The organism is Acinetobacter sp. yr461 (assembly GCF_900110445.1).
Classification (GTDB): domain Bacteria; phylum Pseudomonadota; class Gammaproteobacteria; order Pseudomonadales; family Moraxellaceae; genus Acinetobacter; species Acinetobacter calcoaceticus.
In genome coordinates, this window is sequence record NZ_FODU01000012.1 from 1 (window position 1) to 17,253 (window position 17,253).

General features: G+C 37.3%; 15 protein-coding genes and 1 pseudogene. 8 read left to right on the top strand and 8 right to left on the bottom strand.

Annotation, left to right across the window (positions count from 1 at the left end):
* From BMW38_RS14735 to BMW38_RS14745, 3 genes are all read left to right on the top strand, one after another.
* Positions 1 to 2,059: beta strand repeat-containing protein (locus tag BMW38_RS14735; protein ID WP_139193543.1), on the top strand; the 2,059-nt coding region annotated here is incomplete at its 5' end.
* Between the two features lie 145 nt (positions 2,060 to 2,204).
* Positions 2,205 to 3,860, top strand: a complete 1,656-nt coding sequence (locus BMW38_RS14740; RefSeq protein WP_092709394.1) for a poly alpha-glucosyltransferase — start codon at positions 2,205 to 2,207, stop codon at positions 3,858 to 3,860.
* Positions 3,857 to 5,587: a CapA family protein gene (locus BMW38_RS14745; protein WP_092709397.1), complete on the top strand. Its 1,731-nt coding sequence runs from the start codon at positions 3,857 to 3,859 to the stop codon at positions 5,585 to 5,587. Before BMW38_RS14740 ends, BMW38_RS14745 begins: the two co-directional genes overlap by 4 nt.
* Positions 5,588 to 5,593: 6 nt before the next feature.
* Here the strand turns inward: BMW38_RS14745 and BMW38_RS14750 are convergent, their stop codons facing one another.
* Positions 5,594 to 6,313, bottom strand: a complete 720-nt coding sequence (locus BMW38_RS14750; protein WP_092709400.1) for a metalloprotease — start codon at positions 6,311 to 6,313, stop codon at positions 5,594 to 5,596.
* 81 nt (positions 6,314 to 6,394) lie between these two features.
* Between BMW38_RS14750 and BMW38_RS14755 the strand changes: the two genes are divergently transcribed.
* On the top strand, positions 6,395 to 6,724 hold the full coding sequence (locus BMW38_RS14755) for an MGMT family protein (protein ID WP_080028334.1): 330 nt from the start codon (positions 6,395 to 6,397) through the stop codon (positions 6,722 to 6,724).
* A gap of 75 nt (positions 6,725 to 6,799) precedes the next feature.
* Here BMW38_RS14755 and BMW38_RS14760 read toward each other — a convergent pair whose 3' ends face one another.
* Positions 6,800 to 7,237, bottom strand: a complete 438-nt coding sequence (locus BMW38_RS14760) for a universal stress protein (RefSeq protein ID WP_092709405.1) — start codon at positions 7,235 to 7,237, stop codon at positions 6,800 to 6,802.
* Positions 7,238 to 7,424: 187 nt separating this feature from the next.
* Between BMW38_RS14760 and BMW38_RS14765 the strand changes: the two genes are divergently transcribed.
* Complete coding sequence (locus BMW38_RS14765) at positions 7,425 to 8,855, top strand: KAP family P-loop NTPase fold protein (protein ID WP_086264424.1); 1,431 nt, start codon at positions 7,425 to 7,427, stop codon at positions 8,853 to 8,855.
* On the opposite strand, the gene BMW38_RS14770 is transcribed toward BMW38_RS14765, so the two are convergent.
* The 4 genes from BMW38_RS14770 to carA all read right to left on the bottom strand — a co-directional run bounded on the left by BMW38_RS14770 (position 8,850) and on the right by carA (position 14,502).
* On the bottom strand, positions 8,850 to 9,479 hold the full coding sequence (locus BMW38_RS14770; RefSeq protein ID WP_092709408.1) for a CatB-related O-acetyltransferase: 630 nt from the start codon (positions 9,477 to 9,479) through the stop codon (positions 8,850 to 8,852). The two genes, BMW38_RS14765 and BMW38_RS14770, sit on opposite strands and share 6 nt — an antisense overlap.
* 74 nt (positions 9,480 to 9,553) lie before the next feature.
* Entirely contained in the window at positions 9,554 to 10,030 is a 477-nt protein-coding gene (greA, locus tag BMW38_RS14775; RefSeq protein ID WP_003650066.1) for a transcription elongation factor GreA, read from the bottom strand.
* A gap of 87 nt (positions 10,031 to 10,117) precedes the next feature.
* Entirely contained in the window at positions 10,118 to 13,348 is a 3,231-nt protein-coding gene (gene carB / locus BMW38_RS14780) for a carbamoyl-phosphate synthase large subunit (protein ID WP_005038712.1), read from the bottom strand.
* Between the two features lie 14 nt (positions 13,349 to 13,362).
* Positions 13,363 to 14,502, bottom strand: coding sequence for a glutamine-hydrolyzing carbamoyl-phosphate synthase small subunit (gene carA / locus BMW38_RS14785; protein WP_092709411.1), 1,140 nt, complete (start codon positions 14,500 to 14,502; stop codon positions 13,363 to 13,365).
* Positions 14,503 to 14,625: 123 nt separating this feature from the next.
* On the opposite strand from carA, the pseudogene BMW38_RS14790 reads away from it, so the two are divergent.
* Together BMW38_RS14790 and BMW38_RS14795 are read left to right on the top strand one after the other, a co-directional pair.
* A pseudogene (locus tag BMW38_RS14790) lies at positions 14,626 to 14,782 on the top strand (hypothetical protein).
* 29 nt (positions 14,783 to 14,811) lie between these two features.
* Entirely contained in the window at positions 14,812 to 15,399 is a 588-nt protein-coding gene (locus BMW38_RS14795; protein WP_056481669.1) for a hypothetical protein, read from the top strand.
* A 59-nt stretch (positions 15,400 to 15,458) separates the two neighbouring features.
* On the opposite strand, the gene BMW38_RS14800 is transcribed toward BMW38_RS14795, so the two are convergent.
* Both BMW38_RS14800 and BMW38_RS14805 read right to left on the bottom strand, forming a co-directional pair.
* Complete coding sequence (locus BMW38_RS14800; protein ID WP_003650074.1) at positions 15,459 to 15,995, bottom strand: DOMON-like domain-containing protein; 537 nt, start codon at positions 15,993 to 15,995, stop codon at positions 15,459 to 15,461.
* Between the two features lie 16 nt (positions 15,996 to 16,011).
* Positions 16,012 to 16,335: a YhbY family RNA-binding protein gene (locus tag BMW38_RS14805; RefSeq protein WP_092709414.1), complete on the bottom strand. Its 324-nt coding sequence runs from the start codon at positions 16,333 to 16,335 to the stop codon at positions 16,012 to 16,014.
* 199 nt (positions 16,336 to 16,534) lie between these two features.
* On the opposite strand from BMW38_RS14805, the gene rlmE reads away from it, so the two are divergent.
* Positions 16,535 to 17,185: a 23S rRNA (uridine(2552)-2'-O)-methyltransferase RlmE gene (rlmE, locus tag BMW38_RS14810; RefSeq protein ID WP_005038716.1), complete on the top strand. Its 651-nt coding sequence runs from the start codon at positions 16,535 to 16,537 to the stop codon at positions 17,183 to 17,185.
* Positions 17,186 to 17,253: the final 68 nt, after the last annotated feature.

A 17,253-nucleotide genomic window follows, 5' to 3' on the forward strand; every position in this document is an offset into this window, starting at 1 on the left:
TGTGCCAACAATCACTGCACATGACAATGTAGATAGTGTGGCAATAGATATTGTTCCATTAACTACAACGGGTATTAATGCTGGTTCTGCAACTTATCTAGCATTGATAGGTATAACTGAGAATCTTAACGTATCGCTTCTAGGTACCCCAAGTGTGAGTTTCAATATTGCCGCTGGACATACTTCAGATGCAACGATTAGCTATGGTGCTTTACTAAGTCTGTCTTTACTTAACGACTATAAAATAGTCTTACAGAAACAAGCACCAGATGGTTCTTGGCAGAATGTTGCAGGTGATGCTAGTACTGGACTAATTAACGTCGGAATACTCGGTGGTAATGGATTCGGTGCAACTATCACAGACTTAGCTAGTGGTTCTTATCGAGCGTTTATGGTCTATACCGGTGTAGGTGTAGGATTGTTAGGTACAATGAGTGTGGTTCGCGATGATTATAATCACACAGTAGTACCTACATATAGTGCAGCAACAGTGAATGGAAATGTGCTCACAGATGATGATTCGACTATTTATGGTCCTTCATATGTGCCAGATACAATTACTGGAACAACAGTAGTCTCTACTGTTGTGGGTGAGCAAGTAGGTGCAATACCAACATCTATTGGCTCTTCAACAGCAGTAATTGGAGCTTATGGAACACTTACTATCTCTGCAAATGGTTCATATAGCTACACACCAACTGCTAATCCTGCAAACATTGGTAAAGTAGATAGCTTCACTTACACCATTACTGATCCTGTATCAGGTGGAACGAGTACAGCGGTATTGCACATACAGATTGGATCACCTGATGTCAGCATTACTTGGAATACTGCTAGTCCTGGAACGGATGGTACGACTCAAATCGTTGCCAATGCAGACCAAGCTGTTGCAACGGTTGATTTTAGTAACTCAACTGATACACCTGTTGATGTTGTGAGTCCGAACATATCAATTAACTTGATTGGTTCGACTTCTGTAGTTTCTAATAGCTTCACCGTTGCGGCAGGAGACCTAGTCGATGTGCAAGTAGCAGCAACTTATGCTAACCAGCCATTGTTAAGTGCTTTACCAACAGTGAGCTATGTTGTTCAGCAATTCGTTGGTGGAGTATGGGTTGATACGACTTATACTGGTTCGGCGACTGCTCTTGCGAGTGTGGGTGGTATTAGTCTCGGAACTGTAGCTTTCCAAGATGCTGTTCTGCACTTAGGAGCAGGTACATACCGTGTTGAATATACGTTGACAGCGATAACACTTGGTGTAACAACGTTGGATACCCAAGTAACGACTACAACAACGCACTTGAACAATTACTCATCTGATTGGATTCATGGAAACATTGTAGACGGCGACACAATAGGTGGGGTTGCAGACACTGGTACCTTTACTGCTGATGGCGTGAAGCTCTATGTTGAAACAAGTCCTGGTGTGTATGTTGAGGCTACTGGACAATCTATCACTACTGCGAATGGTACATTTGTGATCAATTCGAATGGTGACTATGATTACCGTGCCAATACTTCATCATTAACATTGGCTAATCCAACCGATACTATTAACTATAAGTTAGTGGCAGCGAATGGCGACGAGTCTTTATCATCATTGACGGTTAACCTAACTACTTCTGATTACAATACTCATGTAGTTAGTACAGCAGCGAATGACACATTCAATACTGATACTGGCACGATTGGTTTTGGTTCAGATACATTGATCTACCACGTGTTGAATGGAAGTGCTGCAACAGCTAGCAATGGTGCAACTACTGGTGGTAATGGTGTAGATACTTGGACTAACTTCCATGTAGGTAATGTTGCTACAGATCAGCAGGCTGATTTGATTGATATCAGAGGATTACTCGATGGAGCCCAATCAGACCTTACTATTGGACAATATCTAAATGTTACTGTAAGTGGTGGTAATACAACAATTCAGATTGACCGTGATGGTTTAACTGGGGTGATTTTACCTTCAAATAACTTTACGAATTTGTTGGTTTTACAAGGTGTTACTACTAGTGAGGCAGAGTTACTTGCTAATGGTCAAATTATCTATTAATAGATAATTAACTGAATAAAAAAAGAGAACCCTAGGGTTCTCTTTTTTTATGTTCAAACAATACGTTAACTTAGCTTTTAGCGTGTTCATGCTATGATGTATTCAAAACTTTATAGAACAACAAACAATCAGGGACTGAATTCGAGTGACTGCATTTTTAAACTTCCAAAGACAACTGAATCTTTGGTTAGAACAAGTTGTTCAGCACGTTCCGAGTCTTAAACAGGATATTATTTTATTTTTATCTTATGGCCCCAAAGACCAAAGATGTAGCGTATGGCACAGTGAGAAAACTAATTTAGAGTCTGCTAAAAAACAATTATTAGATTTTATTAATGACCAGTTTGCACAGGCATCACTTGCTGATTATATAAAAATCGATATCGCATATAATTTAGCGAAACAAGCTTGGAAAGAAGTAGAGCAGCAGGTCCACCATCAATTTCACAACAACCATTACCGTAAAGGTATTTGCTTTGATGAACACTGTTCACTGGCTTTTCTTGAACAAGAGATCTATGGAAAAGCAATTATTCGAGGCTTGAGCTACGATAAGCCGAACTTCTTTGATGAAACTAATCTGAATTATGCAATTAAGCAAAAATATAACGCTACAAAACCACAGATTAAACTACAAGAGTTGAAAGACATTTGGACTTTTGATACCTACGGAGCATTTTATGAAAATGGGCAATTCATTAATTTAGCGAGTCGCTATGATGTAAATGGTATTAGAGGAATTTCAAACAATAAGAAACAGCATTTTAAGCTGCTAATTGAACAAAATTCGGGATTCCTGCATAGCCAGATTCAAGAAAATGGCAAATTTATTTATGGTTATTTTTCTGCCTATGATCGAGATATTCGTAACTATAATACGGTACGTCACTGTACCTCGGCGTATGCCTTACTAGAAACATTTGAGGTGCAAAATAAGCCTGAATATTGGTCTAAAATTCATGCCGCGATTCACTATGCACTGACCAACTTTTATAAAGAAAAAGATTCATCAACCGCGTTTATGATTGATGGTAAAGAAGGAGATTTGGAAATTAAACTGGGTGCTAATGCAGCAGCTATTTTAATGCTGACTAAATATCAAGAAATCACACAAAAAGCTGATTATCAAAAATATGCAGAGAAACTCGCAAATGGTATTTTAAAGCTAGTAGATTCAAATGGATCAACGACTCATGTATTAAATTACCCTAACTATGATTTAAAAGAAAAATTTAGAATTATTTATTATGATGGGGAAGCTGCTTTAGCTTTATTACGTTTATACCAAATTAACCAAGATTCTAGATTATTAGAAACAGTTAAGTTAATGTTTGAATGTTTTATTGAAAAGAGATATGAAAAATATCATGACCATTGGTTAAGTTATTGTACCAATGAACTCACTAAAATATGTCCTGAAGATAAATATTTTATTTTTGGTTTAAATAATTATTTAAAACATTTTATTTTTATTAAAAATCGAAAAACAACATATGCAACTTTGTTAGAGATGTTAATGGCTGCTTATAAAATGGTGAGTCGTTTAAAAGAACAGGGGCGTACAACACTTTTTGAACAGGCTTATATGTCTGAGCTTCAAAAGCTAATTGAGTTTAGAGCTGATTTTCAAACTACAGGATTTTTTTATCCGGAAATGGCCATGTATATGGCAAGACCAGATAAAATCTTGCATGCATTTTATATTCGACATGACCGTTTTCGAGTACGGATTGATGACCAAGAGCATAACTTGTCGGGTTATATCGCCTATGTAAAAGATTACAAGGGTGATGAGCCATGAAATACCAACCCGTTGAGATCAAATTATTAGCACATGTCGATACTACAAGTTTTGATGAAACTTTATGGCAATTCGAATTTGATGATGATATTTCAACGCTCTTACTCATCGACTATGCATTAGAGCAATTTCAGCAAAACAACATCCAAGCTCAAGATGTCTATGTCGTGCCTGAGCACCTATCTGAACAAGTAGGTCAGCACAATCTAGGCCTAAAGCCTTCTGAAAATTACACCTTTATTGAACTATTGCAGTTCTTAATTTTCACCCAAGCAGCAGATGTAAAAAATGCTTTAAGCAATATGCTTTACGGTACAAGTGAAAAAGCACATTTAATTTTGTCCGAAAGAGCTGATATCTATCACTTAAATTTAAAAAAAGACGGTATACGAAATCAGCTAAAGCATTTGTTTTTATTAGTCAAAAATATTTATACCTATACAGTTGAAATCAGAAATCTGTTCTTTGTAAAGGAGCTAGATTTTAAAGGGAAGGCTTATCATCCTCAGACGCCATTAATGGCTCAATCAGTCGTAACGGTCTTATACCTATCTAATTCGTTTAGAAAAATTTATCTCACGTTTTTTGAAGAAAACCAGACCGTTGGTTTCTTTTCATTTTTAGATGATATTCATCGAATTGAACATTTGGTTCCTTACTATCACTGCTTTCAAGAGCAGAACGTAAAACCTAAAGTTTGCTCTACTCAAAGTGGCATGATCAACATTTTGGGAGATACTTATTTTGGGGAGATCTATACAGAAAAGCGCAAGTCTAAGGGGCAAAAAGATGCCCTACAACAATATGGATACAGCTATTCATTTGAAAAAATAAAAGCTTTTTTAGGTGAAAATGACTTAAATATCGCTAACTTTGAAGCAGTATTTTCTTTAGAAGATCAATCACCATTAACACATAAAAAGCCATTTATTCTTAAAGCTGAGGCTGAAAAAACATTAGCAGAATTTAAGAATATTCACCTTAACCATGTTGTGTTGGCCAATAACCATCTAAAAGATCATGGCAATAGTGGAATAACTTATACATTACAGCAATTTGATCAGGCCAATATTTCTTATATTGGCGCAGGATTGAACCAAAAAGATGCCCATAGCTATTTTGAAATCACGTTTAATAACAAGTATTACGCTATTTTTAATGGCTATTGGCACAGAGATACGGCTTATTTAGATTATGATTTTTACGCTTTAGGGCATAAGAGTGGAGTAGCCTGTCTAAATGGAGTTTTAATTGAACAAATAAGCCGTTATAAGTTGGCTCATCCTCACCATAAAGTCATCGTTATTTGTCATTGGGGCGTTGATTTTAAACCTATTACGAAAGAACAAACTAAGCTCGCCAATATTTTAACCCAAGCGGGCGCCGACCTTGTGATTGGACATGGTGCGCACACTGTTCAGCCTATTCAATCCATTCATCAAAAGCCTGTAGTATTTGGTATTGGCAATGCAGTTTTTAATAGTAATGGTGAATATGAAGAGCACAATGCTTTGCCGTATGGGTGTATAGCACGGCTAGATTTGTCAAAAGATCGACTGCGTTTATATCCGATCTATACCAATAATTTAAAAACATTTTGGCAGCCGTATCCAGTCAATGAGGAAGAATTTTCAAAGGTCAGCAATTATATGACTTCATTACTGACCCAAGAAAATTATAGTTTGGCTCAAGATAAATTAGGTTTTTATATCGAGCTTGGTTTTTAAAATATGTTAAGGATAACTTTGATAATTCGATAAAATTGTTTGAAGTTGTACAGGTGTAAAGCCTAAATTCCTTAATCCGCCACTACCGCGTTTACATTCAGCACTCGCCATAATATTCGTTGGAGTCCGTTTTGTAGCATTCGGTGCGCAAACATGTTTTAGACCAAATACATGCCCCATTTCATGCACGCTTCCTGCCTGAATATTATAATTTAAACGATTCCAGTCTAACAAAACAAAGGGTTCACCATTGTTGCGAAAAGCTCTGCTGGTAACATCTTCAAATTTCCATTTAGGTGAGTATGCATCGTAAATAAAAATAATGACTTCTTTACTTGCTGTGCGTTTTGGAAAACAGGTCTTTATGCTTGTCGGAATAGTTTCGAGGGAAATAGGATAGGGCTGATTAATTTGCTGCTTTAAATCGCAATGTAATTTTGAAAAATCTTCGTAAGAGATATAACGGTTTAATTTGAACTTAAAGATTTTATTGTTTTTATCATCTACATAATATTTATTTAATATTTTAATTTCTTTCCGCATTTGTTGGTAATTATCAAACTTTACAGCTTCCGGAGAATCAGTGGTAAAAACGAAAGTGACTGGAACAATAGGGCGGCCATCTATAGATACTTTAGGTACTTCTCTTGAAGGAATAATAGGGGGGCGAGTAGTACAAGAAATACATAGTAAAGTTCCAGTGACTACCAGTATGTTTTTTTTCATGTAAATGTCCCTCAAACCTACCTTGGATTACATTTAATTTTAGTCAGATTTTTTTATATGATATAAATAATGTCAATTTTTATGGAGTCCATTTTGACAACTCAGTATGAACTACATCGGCAGATTTTAGAAGTCATTGCTTTGATTCCTTACGGAAAAGTTGCAACTTATGGGCAAGTCGCTCGTATGGCAGGATTACCTAAACATGCTAGATTAGTTGGCTATGTCCTTAAGCATCTTGAAGCAGATCATCAAGTTCCGTGGTATCGCGTTATTAACTCTCAAGGCAAAATTAGCCTAAGTAAATTTAATGAAAAGGGTGAAAATGTTCAACAGTTAAAGCTCGAAGCTGAAGGAGTCTATTTGTTAAATGGCAAAGTAAACTTAAAGCAATTTGCTTGGCAGCCTTAAAGGCACTCAAAAGGCTATTTATTTAAAAAATAATTGCCTAAATTATTAAGGTCAACAAGATAGGCAATATGGAAGTTATCGAACAATTAAAACAGGAATATGACTTTCTCCTAAGACTTTTTGTGCAACGCTACCCAGCACAAGTTTTCGTACTCCTGTACGACCATGTGAACCCATTACGATCAAATCTGCATTTAACTCTTGAGCAGCCTGAATAATTTCTTCATGCACCACAAAACCTTCCAATAACTTAGTTTCAACAGTAATACCTTCTTCGGCAAATTTTTGTTTTGCTTGTTCTAAAATGTCGAGTAAATAAGTTCGTGTGCGTTCAATCAAATCATTCGTTTGACCAGTTTTTACATAGACGTCTGCAATAAACGGGTCAAGTGCCATAACTTGTACAACCGTAATTTTGCTGTTTAGCGCTTTTCCCAGTTTGATCGCCTCTTTCATGGCAATCATAGAAGTTTCAGAACCGTCAATTGGTACAAGAATATGTTGATATAACATGAGATTGTTCCTTATCATTTTATTTCAGTTAGTCTTAAATAATTTTTAAAAAATGACTATTCCTTTATCTTAAACCCATTAAATACTTAAAAAAACCTAGTAGAACAATCTAAATTATTTATTTTTAGTTCAATCATTCTAAATGCTATATTGGAATAATAAATTTTATTTTTATCTAATTAATACAATGAGCGAATTAAACCAACTTAATTGGAACAATACAAACTTAGATAATATTGAGAATGCTTGGGAGGGAGACCTTTGGGGGCGAAAATATTTGGGAGAAAGATTAACTAACTATGTTGATCGGTTACAGTGTGGAGCTGTTCTGACGTTGGATGCACGTTGGGGAGAGGGAAAAACATGGTTTGTTAAACATTGGCAAAAACACCTTGAGCATACTGGCCATAATGTAATTTATTTAGATGCTTTTGCGAATGATTACTTAGATGACCCCTTTTTAGTAATAACTTCAGAAATTACAAATATTTTAAGTAAAGACCAAAAAACTAAGAAAAATGTGGAAAATCTAATCAAATTGTCGGCATCTATTGGAACAGCTCTATTACCATCTTTGCCTAAAGTAGCACTTACTATAGGATTACATTTAATTGGAGCTGGTTTTTTAGGTGGACTTTTACAGCAAGGTTATGAAAATGCAAAAGATGAAGTAGAAAGTCTAACTGAGGAAGCAAGTGATCGAATTAAGGAAAGCATTCAAGAAAAAATTGCAGGGCATGAAGCTGAAAAGAAAACACTAAATGACTTCAAAAAATATTTAACAGAGACAGTTAGTAAGTTGGATCAACCATTAGTTTTTATAATAGATGAACTAGATCGCTGTCGTCCTGATTTTGCTATTCGTTTGATTGAACGAATTAAGCATTTTTTTGATACTCCAAAAATTGTTTTTGTTCTAGTAATGAATAAAACACAATTACTTCAGTCAATAAAAACTTTTTATGGATATGATTCGGAAATACAAGGTGATTATTTAGAAAAATTCGTCGATTTTACAATTCAATTTCCATCCAATATTGCAGATTACCATTATGAAAATATAATTAAAGAACAATTGTTTAGGATCGGAGAGTTAACAAGTTTAGATGAAGTGAATGAATTATATTTTTTTACTTTGGCCTTGCAGCTTGAAAAAAAACTCAATGCGCGTGCATTTATAAGGAAAATTAATCAATTTGCATTGTTACGAACTGATAATGCTAATAAAAATTTGATTTTACTAAGCTATATGATGGGGGTAGAGCCATTTGCAAATCATCAAATTTATATAGAGAAAGTCATTAACAAATTAATTTCTTATCTATGTAAAGATAAGCGCGAATTTCTAAGCAAGCATCATTTGAGTGCAGGTATGCATGGTATTGAAAATATTTCAGACGCAGAGTGGTATAGAATTATTCTCGAATATGATTATCAAGTAAAGGGAACTATTATTGATAAATTAATACAAGCATATGATCAAGCTAGACGTAGTAATGATAGTTCTTCAAGAGAATATACTTTACGAAATTTCCTTAAAGATTTAGCTATTTATAACATTGATCACTCAAATCGTTTTGAGGAAGATTGGAAATCATATATTAAAGAAGGGCTATAATTTTTGAGTTTCCATATATTCATATAGACAAGCTATATCATCAGTTTGCAAATATTCACGTATTTTCAGAATCTGCTTTTCATCTAAATCATACAGTTTTAAAGCAAGCAGTTTATCGATTTGTTCTTGAGGAAAGCGATATTTAATAATTTTCGCAGGCACACCACCTACAATTGCATAGGGTGGAACATCTTTAGTTACTACAGCTCCAGTTGCAACGACTGCACCTTCACCAAGTTTGACACCTTGCATAATCATTGCCCGACTGCCAATCCAACACCCATCAGCAATAATTGTGTCGCCAGCAGCTAAAAAGCTACGCGTATCAAAAGGAAAAGTCGAAATCCAGTCTGGTCTATGAAGTTGGTTACCACCCATCATAATTACGCATTCAGCGCCAAAACAAACAAAATTACCTATATAAAGTTGGTCAATTGGTTTGTCCGGTGTCGAGGCTTTATCATGTAAATAACGTACGACACAACGTTCAAAACCTTGGTCCCAATAGGCTGAATAATATGAATAATGACCTTTAATATGGATATTTGGGTTTTTAACAGTTTTGGAAATAAACTCAAATTCACACCAATGACGAACGGGGGTGTTAATTAAAGAAGTATCCATTTGTGATTTCCCAAAAATATATCAATGGTATTAAATAAAAACCCCTCATAAAGAGGGGCTAGTTGTGTATTATCTTAGAGATATTCTACACTTACGATTTCATATTCGACTTCGCCTTGAGGAGTCACGATTTTTACTTCATCGCCTTCACTCTTACTCAAAAGACCACGTGCGATTGGTGAGTTCACAGAAATTTTATTAATTTTAAAATCTGCTTCGTCATCGCCTACAATTTTATAAGTCTTACGTTCTTCAGTATCAAGATTTTCAATGGTGACAGTCACACCAAATACAACACGACCATTTTGCTCAAGTGTTTTGACATCAATTTCTTGAACTGCACCGAGTTTACCTTCGATATCCTGAATACGGCCTTCACAGAAACCTTGCTGTTCACGAGCAGCGTGGTATTCTGCATTTTCTTTTAAATCGCCATGTTCACGCGCTTCAGCAATCGCCTGGATAATACGTGGGCGTTCAACAGATTTTAAATGTTGTAATTCTTTCTCTAAGGCAATTTTACCTTCAGGGGTCATTGGATAACGTTGCATTTTGGTCCCTCTTAAGTTGAGAAAACACAGTTAAAAAAATGAAAAAATCCCGCCACCGATAAGGTGACGGGACTTATCGGTAACAAATTAACCTACAGTTAAATCTTGCAAGCGGTATACATCCATTGGCAATTTCACAGCAAAGGCTTGGCAAACAGCTTCTGCACCATTGATAGTCGTTGTGTAATACACTTTGCCTTGTAGGGCAGCACGACGAATCATAGCAGAGTCATATTGAGCCTGTTTACCTTCAGTGGTATTGACAATAAGGTGTATTTCACCATTTTTCAAGCGGTCAACAATATGTGGACGACCTTCGGTGACTTTATTCACAGATTCACATTCTAAACCTGCTTCTTTAAGCACTTGGTATGTACCACCTGTTGCAATAAGCTTGAAGCCATATGCAGCTAATTTCTTAGCGATATCTGCAATATATTTCTTGTCAGATTCACGTACTGATAAGAAAGCATGTTTTACTTCGCCTTCGGTTGGTAAACCTGGTAAGCGTTCATTTGAGCCTAAAACAGCTTTATAGAATGCTTCACCAAATGTTTTACCTACACCCATTACTTCACCTGTAGATTTCATCTCAGGTCCAAGCATTGGATCTACGCCTTGGAATTTAGCGAATGGGAAAACAGCTTCTTTCACAGCAAAGTGTGTTGGAATGATTTCTTTAGTAAATCCTTGAGATTCAAGTGATTGACCAGCCATACAGCGTGCAGCTACTTTTGCTAAAGAATCACCAATACATTTCGATACGAATGGAACTGTACGTGAAGCACGTGGGTTAACTTCAAGAATGTAAACGTCATCGCCTTTAACTGCGAACTGAACGTTCATCAAACCAACCACACCAAGTTCTTTTGCCATCGCAACAGTTTGACGACGCATTTCATCCTGAATTTCTTTTGATAAAGAATAAGGAGGAATTGAACATGCAGAGTCACCTGAGTGAATACCAGCTTGTTCAATGTGCTGCATAATACCGCCGATCACAACGTCTTTACCGTCAGATACACAGTCAACATCAACTTCAGTTGCATCATCTAGGAAGCGGTCAAGAAGGACAGGGGCTTCATTAGATGCCTGAACTGCTTCACGAAGGTAACGTTTAAGTTCTTCTTCGTTATATACGATTTCCATTGCACGACCACCTAATACATAAGATGGGCGAACAACTAACGGATAACCTACTTTTGCAGCTTCAGAGATACCTTCTTCAGCAGATTTTACAATGCTGTTGTTTGGTTGACGAAGCTGTAAACGTTGGATCATTTGCTGGAAACGTTCACGGTCTTCTGCACGGTCAATTGCATCTGGTGATGTACCAATAATTGGTGTACCAGCTTCTTCTAAAGCACGTGCCAATTTAAGAGGAGTTTGACCACCGTACTGTACGATTACACCTTTAGGCTTTTCTGTACGTACAATTTCAAGCACATCTTCAAGTGTTACAGGCTCGAAGTATAGACGGTCAGATGTGTCATAGTCGGTAGAAACAGTTTCAGGGTTACAGTTAACCATGATTGTTTCATAACCATCTTCACGCATAGCAAGTGCCGCGTGTACACAGCAGTAGTCAAATTCGATACCTTGACCAATACGGTTTGGACCACCACCAATCACCATGATCTTGTCACGATTTGATGGGTTTGCTTCACACTCTTCATCGTAAGTTGAATACATGTATGCAGTACCAGATTCAAACTCGGCAGCACATGTATCAACACGTTTGTAAACTGGGTAAACACCCAAATTCCAACGTTGTTTACGGAATTGCTTTTGTGAAATACCCATGAGGTCAGCAATACGCAAGTCAGATAAACCTTTGCGTTTGAAAGCACGGATATTGTCAGCGTTTAAGTCACCAAAACCTAAAGCTTTTACTTCAGCTTCAGTTTTAACGATGTCTTGAATTTGAATGAGGAACCAACGGTCAATTTTGGTTGCTTCAAACACTTCATCTAAAGAGAAGCCATGACGGAAAGCATCTGCTACATACCAGATACGCTCAGGGCCTGGAACTTTAAGCTCTTTTAAGATGGTTTCTTTTGCATTTGTTGCACCAGCTTCGATTTTTTCATCAAAACCGCTTACACCAACTTCAAGACCACGTAATGCTTTTTGTACAGATTCCTGGAAGTTACGGCCAATAGCCATTACTTCACCAACAGATTTCATCTGAGTGGTTAATACAGGTTCTGCTTGTGGGAATTTCTCGAAGTTAAAACGAGGAATCTTCGTTACAACATAGTCAATCGATGGTTCGAAGCTTGCAGGAGTCACGCCACCAGTGATGTCATTTTTCAATTCATCAAGGGTATAACCAACAGCAAGTTTTGCTGCGATTTTTGCGATTGGGAAACCTGTTGCTTTAGAAGCAAGAGCAGATGAACGAGATACACGAGGGTTCATCTCAATGACAACCATACGTCCATCTTTCGGGTTAATACCGAATTGAACGTTAGAACCACCTGTTTCAACACCAATTTCACGAAGAACTGCAACCGAAGCATTACGCATCAATTGATATTCTTTGTCTGTTAATGTCTGAGCAGGAGCAACGGTAATTGAGTCACCAGTGTGAACGCCCATTGGATCGAAGTTTTCGATAGCACATACGATAATACAGTTGTCGTTTTTGTCACGAACAACTTCCATTTCGTACTCTTTCCAGCCAATTAAAGATTCATCGATCAATAACTGGTGAGTAGGAGAGAGGTCAAAACCGCGTTCACAAATTTCAAGGAATTCTTCGCGGTTATATGCAATACCACCGCCAGAACCACCCATTGTAAATGATGGACGAATAATTACAGGAAAACCAAAGCGCGACTGGATTGTTAAAGCTTCTTCCATTGTTTCAGCAATGGCAGCTTTTGGACATTCCAAGCCAATTTTACGCATAGCGATATCGAAGAGTTTACGATCTTCGGCTTTCTCAATCGCTTCTTTGCTTGCACCAATTAATTCAACATTATATTTAGCAAGAACGCCGTGCTCATCAAGTGCGAGGGCACAGTTCAATGCAGTTTGACCACCCATAGTTGGTAATACTGCATCTGGACGTTCTTTTTCAATAATCTGTGCAACTGTTTGCCAAGTAATCGGCTCAATATAAGTTGCATCAGCCATTGACGGATCTGTCATGATGGTTGCTGGATTAGAGTTAACCAAAATAACACGATAGCCTTCTTCACGAAGTGCTTTACACGCTTGAGCACCTGAGTAGTCAAACTCACATGCTTGTCCAATCACAATCGGGCCAGCACCAATAATTAAGATGCTTTTAATATCCGTACGTTTAGGCATTATTCGCTCCGTAATTACTGTTTAGATGCTTCGATAAGTTCGATGAAATGATCGAACAAAGGTGCACAATCATGTGGACCAGGGCTTGCTTCAGGGTGACCTTGGAAGCTGAAAGCTGGTTTGTCTGTACGGTGGATACCTTGTAAGGTGCCATCGAACAATGATTTATGCGTTGCTTTTAAGTTAGCCGGTAAAGTTTCTGCATCTACAGCAAAACCATGGTTCTGTGAAGTAATCATCACTGTACCATCTTCAAGATTTTGTACAGGATGGTTAGCACCGTGGTGACCATGGTTCATTTTTACAGTTTTTGCGCCAGAAGCGAGTGCCAGAATTTGGTGACCTAAGCAGATACCAAATACAGGTAATGTTGTGGTTTCAACAATAGTTTTTACAGATTCGATCGCGTAATCACAAGCAGCTGGATCGCCAGGACCATTTGAGAGGAATACGCCATCCGGATTAAGTGCCAATACTTTTTCAGCCGGAGTTTCTGCAGGAACAATGGTTAGTTTGCAACCGCGGTCTGCAAGCATACGCAAGATGTTGGTTTTGACACCGTAATCGTATGCAACTACATGGTATTTTAATTCAGGTTGAGAGAAGCCTTTGCCTAAGGTCCATGAACCTTCAGACCATTCAAAACCTGCTGGATCACAACATTCTTTTGCAAGGTCTAAACCGTTTAAGCCACCAAAAGCACGTGCTTTTGCAATTGCTTCTTCTTCTGTAATATTTTCGCCAGCAAGGATACATCCGTTTTGAGCGCCAGTCTGACGTAAAATACGAGTCAGTTTACGAGTATCGATATCTGCGATAGCAACAACATTATGCGCTTGCAAATATTCACTCAATGACTGCTCAGCACGGAAATTACTGTGTAGTAGTGGAAGGTCACGAATAATTAAACCATTCGCCCATACTTTATGGATACGGCCAGATTCAACGTCTTCCGAGTTGCAACCAGTGTTACCAATATGAGGGTAAGTTAATGTCACAATTTGTTGTGCATAACTTGGGTCAGTCAAAATTTCTTGATAGCCTGTCATGGCTGTGTTAAAAACGACTTCACCAGTCGTACTTCCCGGTGCGCCGATTGACGTTCCTTTAAAGATCGTTCCATCTGCGAGGGCTAAAATGGCGGGGATGCTCAAACCAAAGCTCCTGAATTTCGGCTGTAAAAAAGCGAGTAGACCCAAAAAAGATCGGCGATGTTTTGGTAAAACATGCCCTCCCTATCGGTCTGCCCGCTTGTAACTTAACAGCGCATTATACGCATGGAACCCTCTAAAGTCTATTTCTTTTTTGCTAAAAAATATAATTCATTGCTTGCTTTTTACAAAAAATATCCGCTTATCTGAATTAGATACTTTTGATAAATTGTCTAACAATTTGGAAGGGGAATTCTTGGAACTAGATTTATTGTATTGCTAGTTAAAAAATAAACAATATGAGGAAATAGTATGAGCAATAATGAAGTTTCAAAAGATGTGAGCGAAAAAGCTCAAGCGGTAGTTGAGTCGGTAAAAGCTGAGGTTAATGAAGTGAAAGAAACCATAGCTGCTACTACAACTAAGGCTAAAAAAACAGTAACTGCTAAAACTGCACAGGTAAAAGAAGCTGTTGCCGAAAAAACTGAGCAAGTTAAAGAAGTTGCTACAGAAGCAACAACTCAGGTAAAAGAGGCAATTACTGAGACTCAAGAGCAAGTCAAAGAAGTTTTAAGCGAGACTCAAGAGAAAATTGAAGCTGAAACTCACGAATTAAATAAGAACATTCAAAATCAATTTGTTCAAATTAAACAAGATATTCTACAGCGTCTGGATGTGATTAAAGCTCAATTTAGTACTTCACAAGAAGGATTGTCTGACCTTAAAAATGCTTTGAAAGCAGAAATTAATGCACTTATTGAAGATTTAACGAAAGTGAGCAAAGAGCTTAAGGGTGATATTAGCCAGATTTCTTTGAAACACAAAGATTCTCTAAGTGAAAGTATTAAGCGTACTAAAAGTAATGCAGTCGAAGCTTGGAATAAAGCACGAGACAATTAATGATCTCTGCTTTGATCCAGCTATAAAAAAGCGAGAATTAATTTCTCGCTTTTTTATTTTTAGAACTGATGTAACCAGTCACGTTTATTATGGAAATCTGCACTTTTTCCACTATGCTGCATTGCATAGTACTGCATACCTTCTTTGGTCTTTAAAACTGTAGTCAAACCTAAATAAAGGTTTGCCCATTTCAAGCGATGCTGTTGCATAAATTGTCCTAAATCAAGACTAACATTTAAGCCATAGTGAGTACGCTTGAGATGATTCAGTTCAATATCGTAAGCAGCAAGGGGAGGTATACTTTCTGGATAGCGATATTCTTCAAACTGATATGACTGCCATGCTTGAGAAGGGGAAAGATTAATTTCCCGATAATAATCTTCACCATGCACGCCAACAAAAATTTCGAAACAAGTTTCTTCCCACAAAAAATCTTGACGAGGATGAGCCGCGACTTCTTGAGGCCAGATAATAAGTTGATTTGGATCACGAATCCAAAAACCGATATTTAAGGTATAGGGTGCTTGCTGTTCAATTGCGCCAACAACGGAAACAGCTTGAAAACGATCAAAAGCTGAAAGTTCGTAACTTGCCATAGTTTGTCAAATTAAATTAGTTTGCTAGATGAGCGTGACGAACAAGATTAGACAAATGCTGGTTTTGTTTAGCTGCCTTTTTGTAAAGCAAAACAATTTTACCAATTTTTTGCACAGCTTGAGCACCTGTTGCTTCTACAATTGCGTCAATTGTTGCAGTACGCGCTGCACGGTCTTCACCAGCAATCTTAACTTTAATAAGCTCATGGTCATTTAAAGCACGAAGCGTTTCTTCGATTACCGCGTCTGTTAAGCCTTGTCCACCAATCATGACAACTGGATTAAGCACATGACCAATTTGACGTAAACGTTTACGTTCATGGATAGATAAAGCGGCCATTAAAAATACCTGATTTTAAAAACGGCTTAGTATAGCAAAAAACTTAAATCCAGATGTACGAAAAACTGTATAAATAATCGATCAACATTATTGGAAAAAAACTGTAAAACTTAGTGAGATTACGCTACATCCGTACTGTAATGAGAGTAATTTTCACGTACAATGAACGATCAGAAGTTTTTTTGATATTTAGTGAGTTATGGCAACACGCATTACAAACCAGAAATTGTCGAAAAGTAGTCGTGTATGGATGAGGGAACATCTTGACGATCCTTTTGTAAAAAAAGCACAAAAGGAAGGATATCGTGCTCGAGCAGCCTATAAACTTCTTGAAATCCAAGAAAAATATAAGTTGATCAAGCCAGGCATGACTGTAGTGGATTTAGGCGCGGCTCCTGGTAGTTGGTCTCAAATCGCTGGGAAACTCGTTGGTAGCAAAGGTTTAGTGGTTGCTTCCGACATTTTGCCTATGGATGCTTTGCCTGATGTCACTTTCTTACAAGGCGACTTTAGAGAAGAAGATGTATTTGAAAAATTGTTAAATATTTTAAATGGGCGACAAGTAGACATTGTAATTTCTGATATGGCCCCCAATACATCAGGTAATAGGGCTGTTGATCAACCTAGACAGATTTACTTATGTGAATTGGCTTTAGATTTTGCTCAAAAGGTTCTGGGTCCTAATGGACAATTTGTTGTTAAAGTGTTCCAGGGCACAGGATTCGATGAGTTTCGTAAACAAGTAGTTGATAGTTTTGATGTGTTAAAGACAGCAAAACCAGCAGCTTCTCGGGCGCGGTCTAAAGAGGTTTTTTTGATTGGACAAGGGCGTAAGAAAGCATTGCAATAAAGTTTACTTGCCAAGCTCCTAAAAATTGTGCATTTTGTACTTTTAGGTTATCCGCAAGCAATACAGTT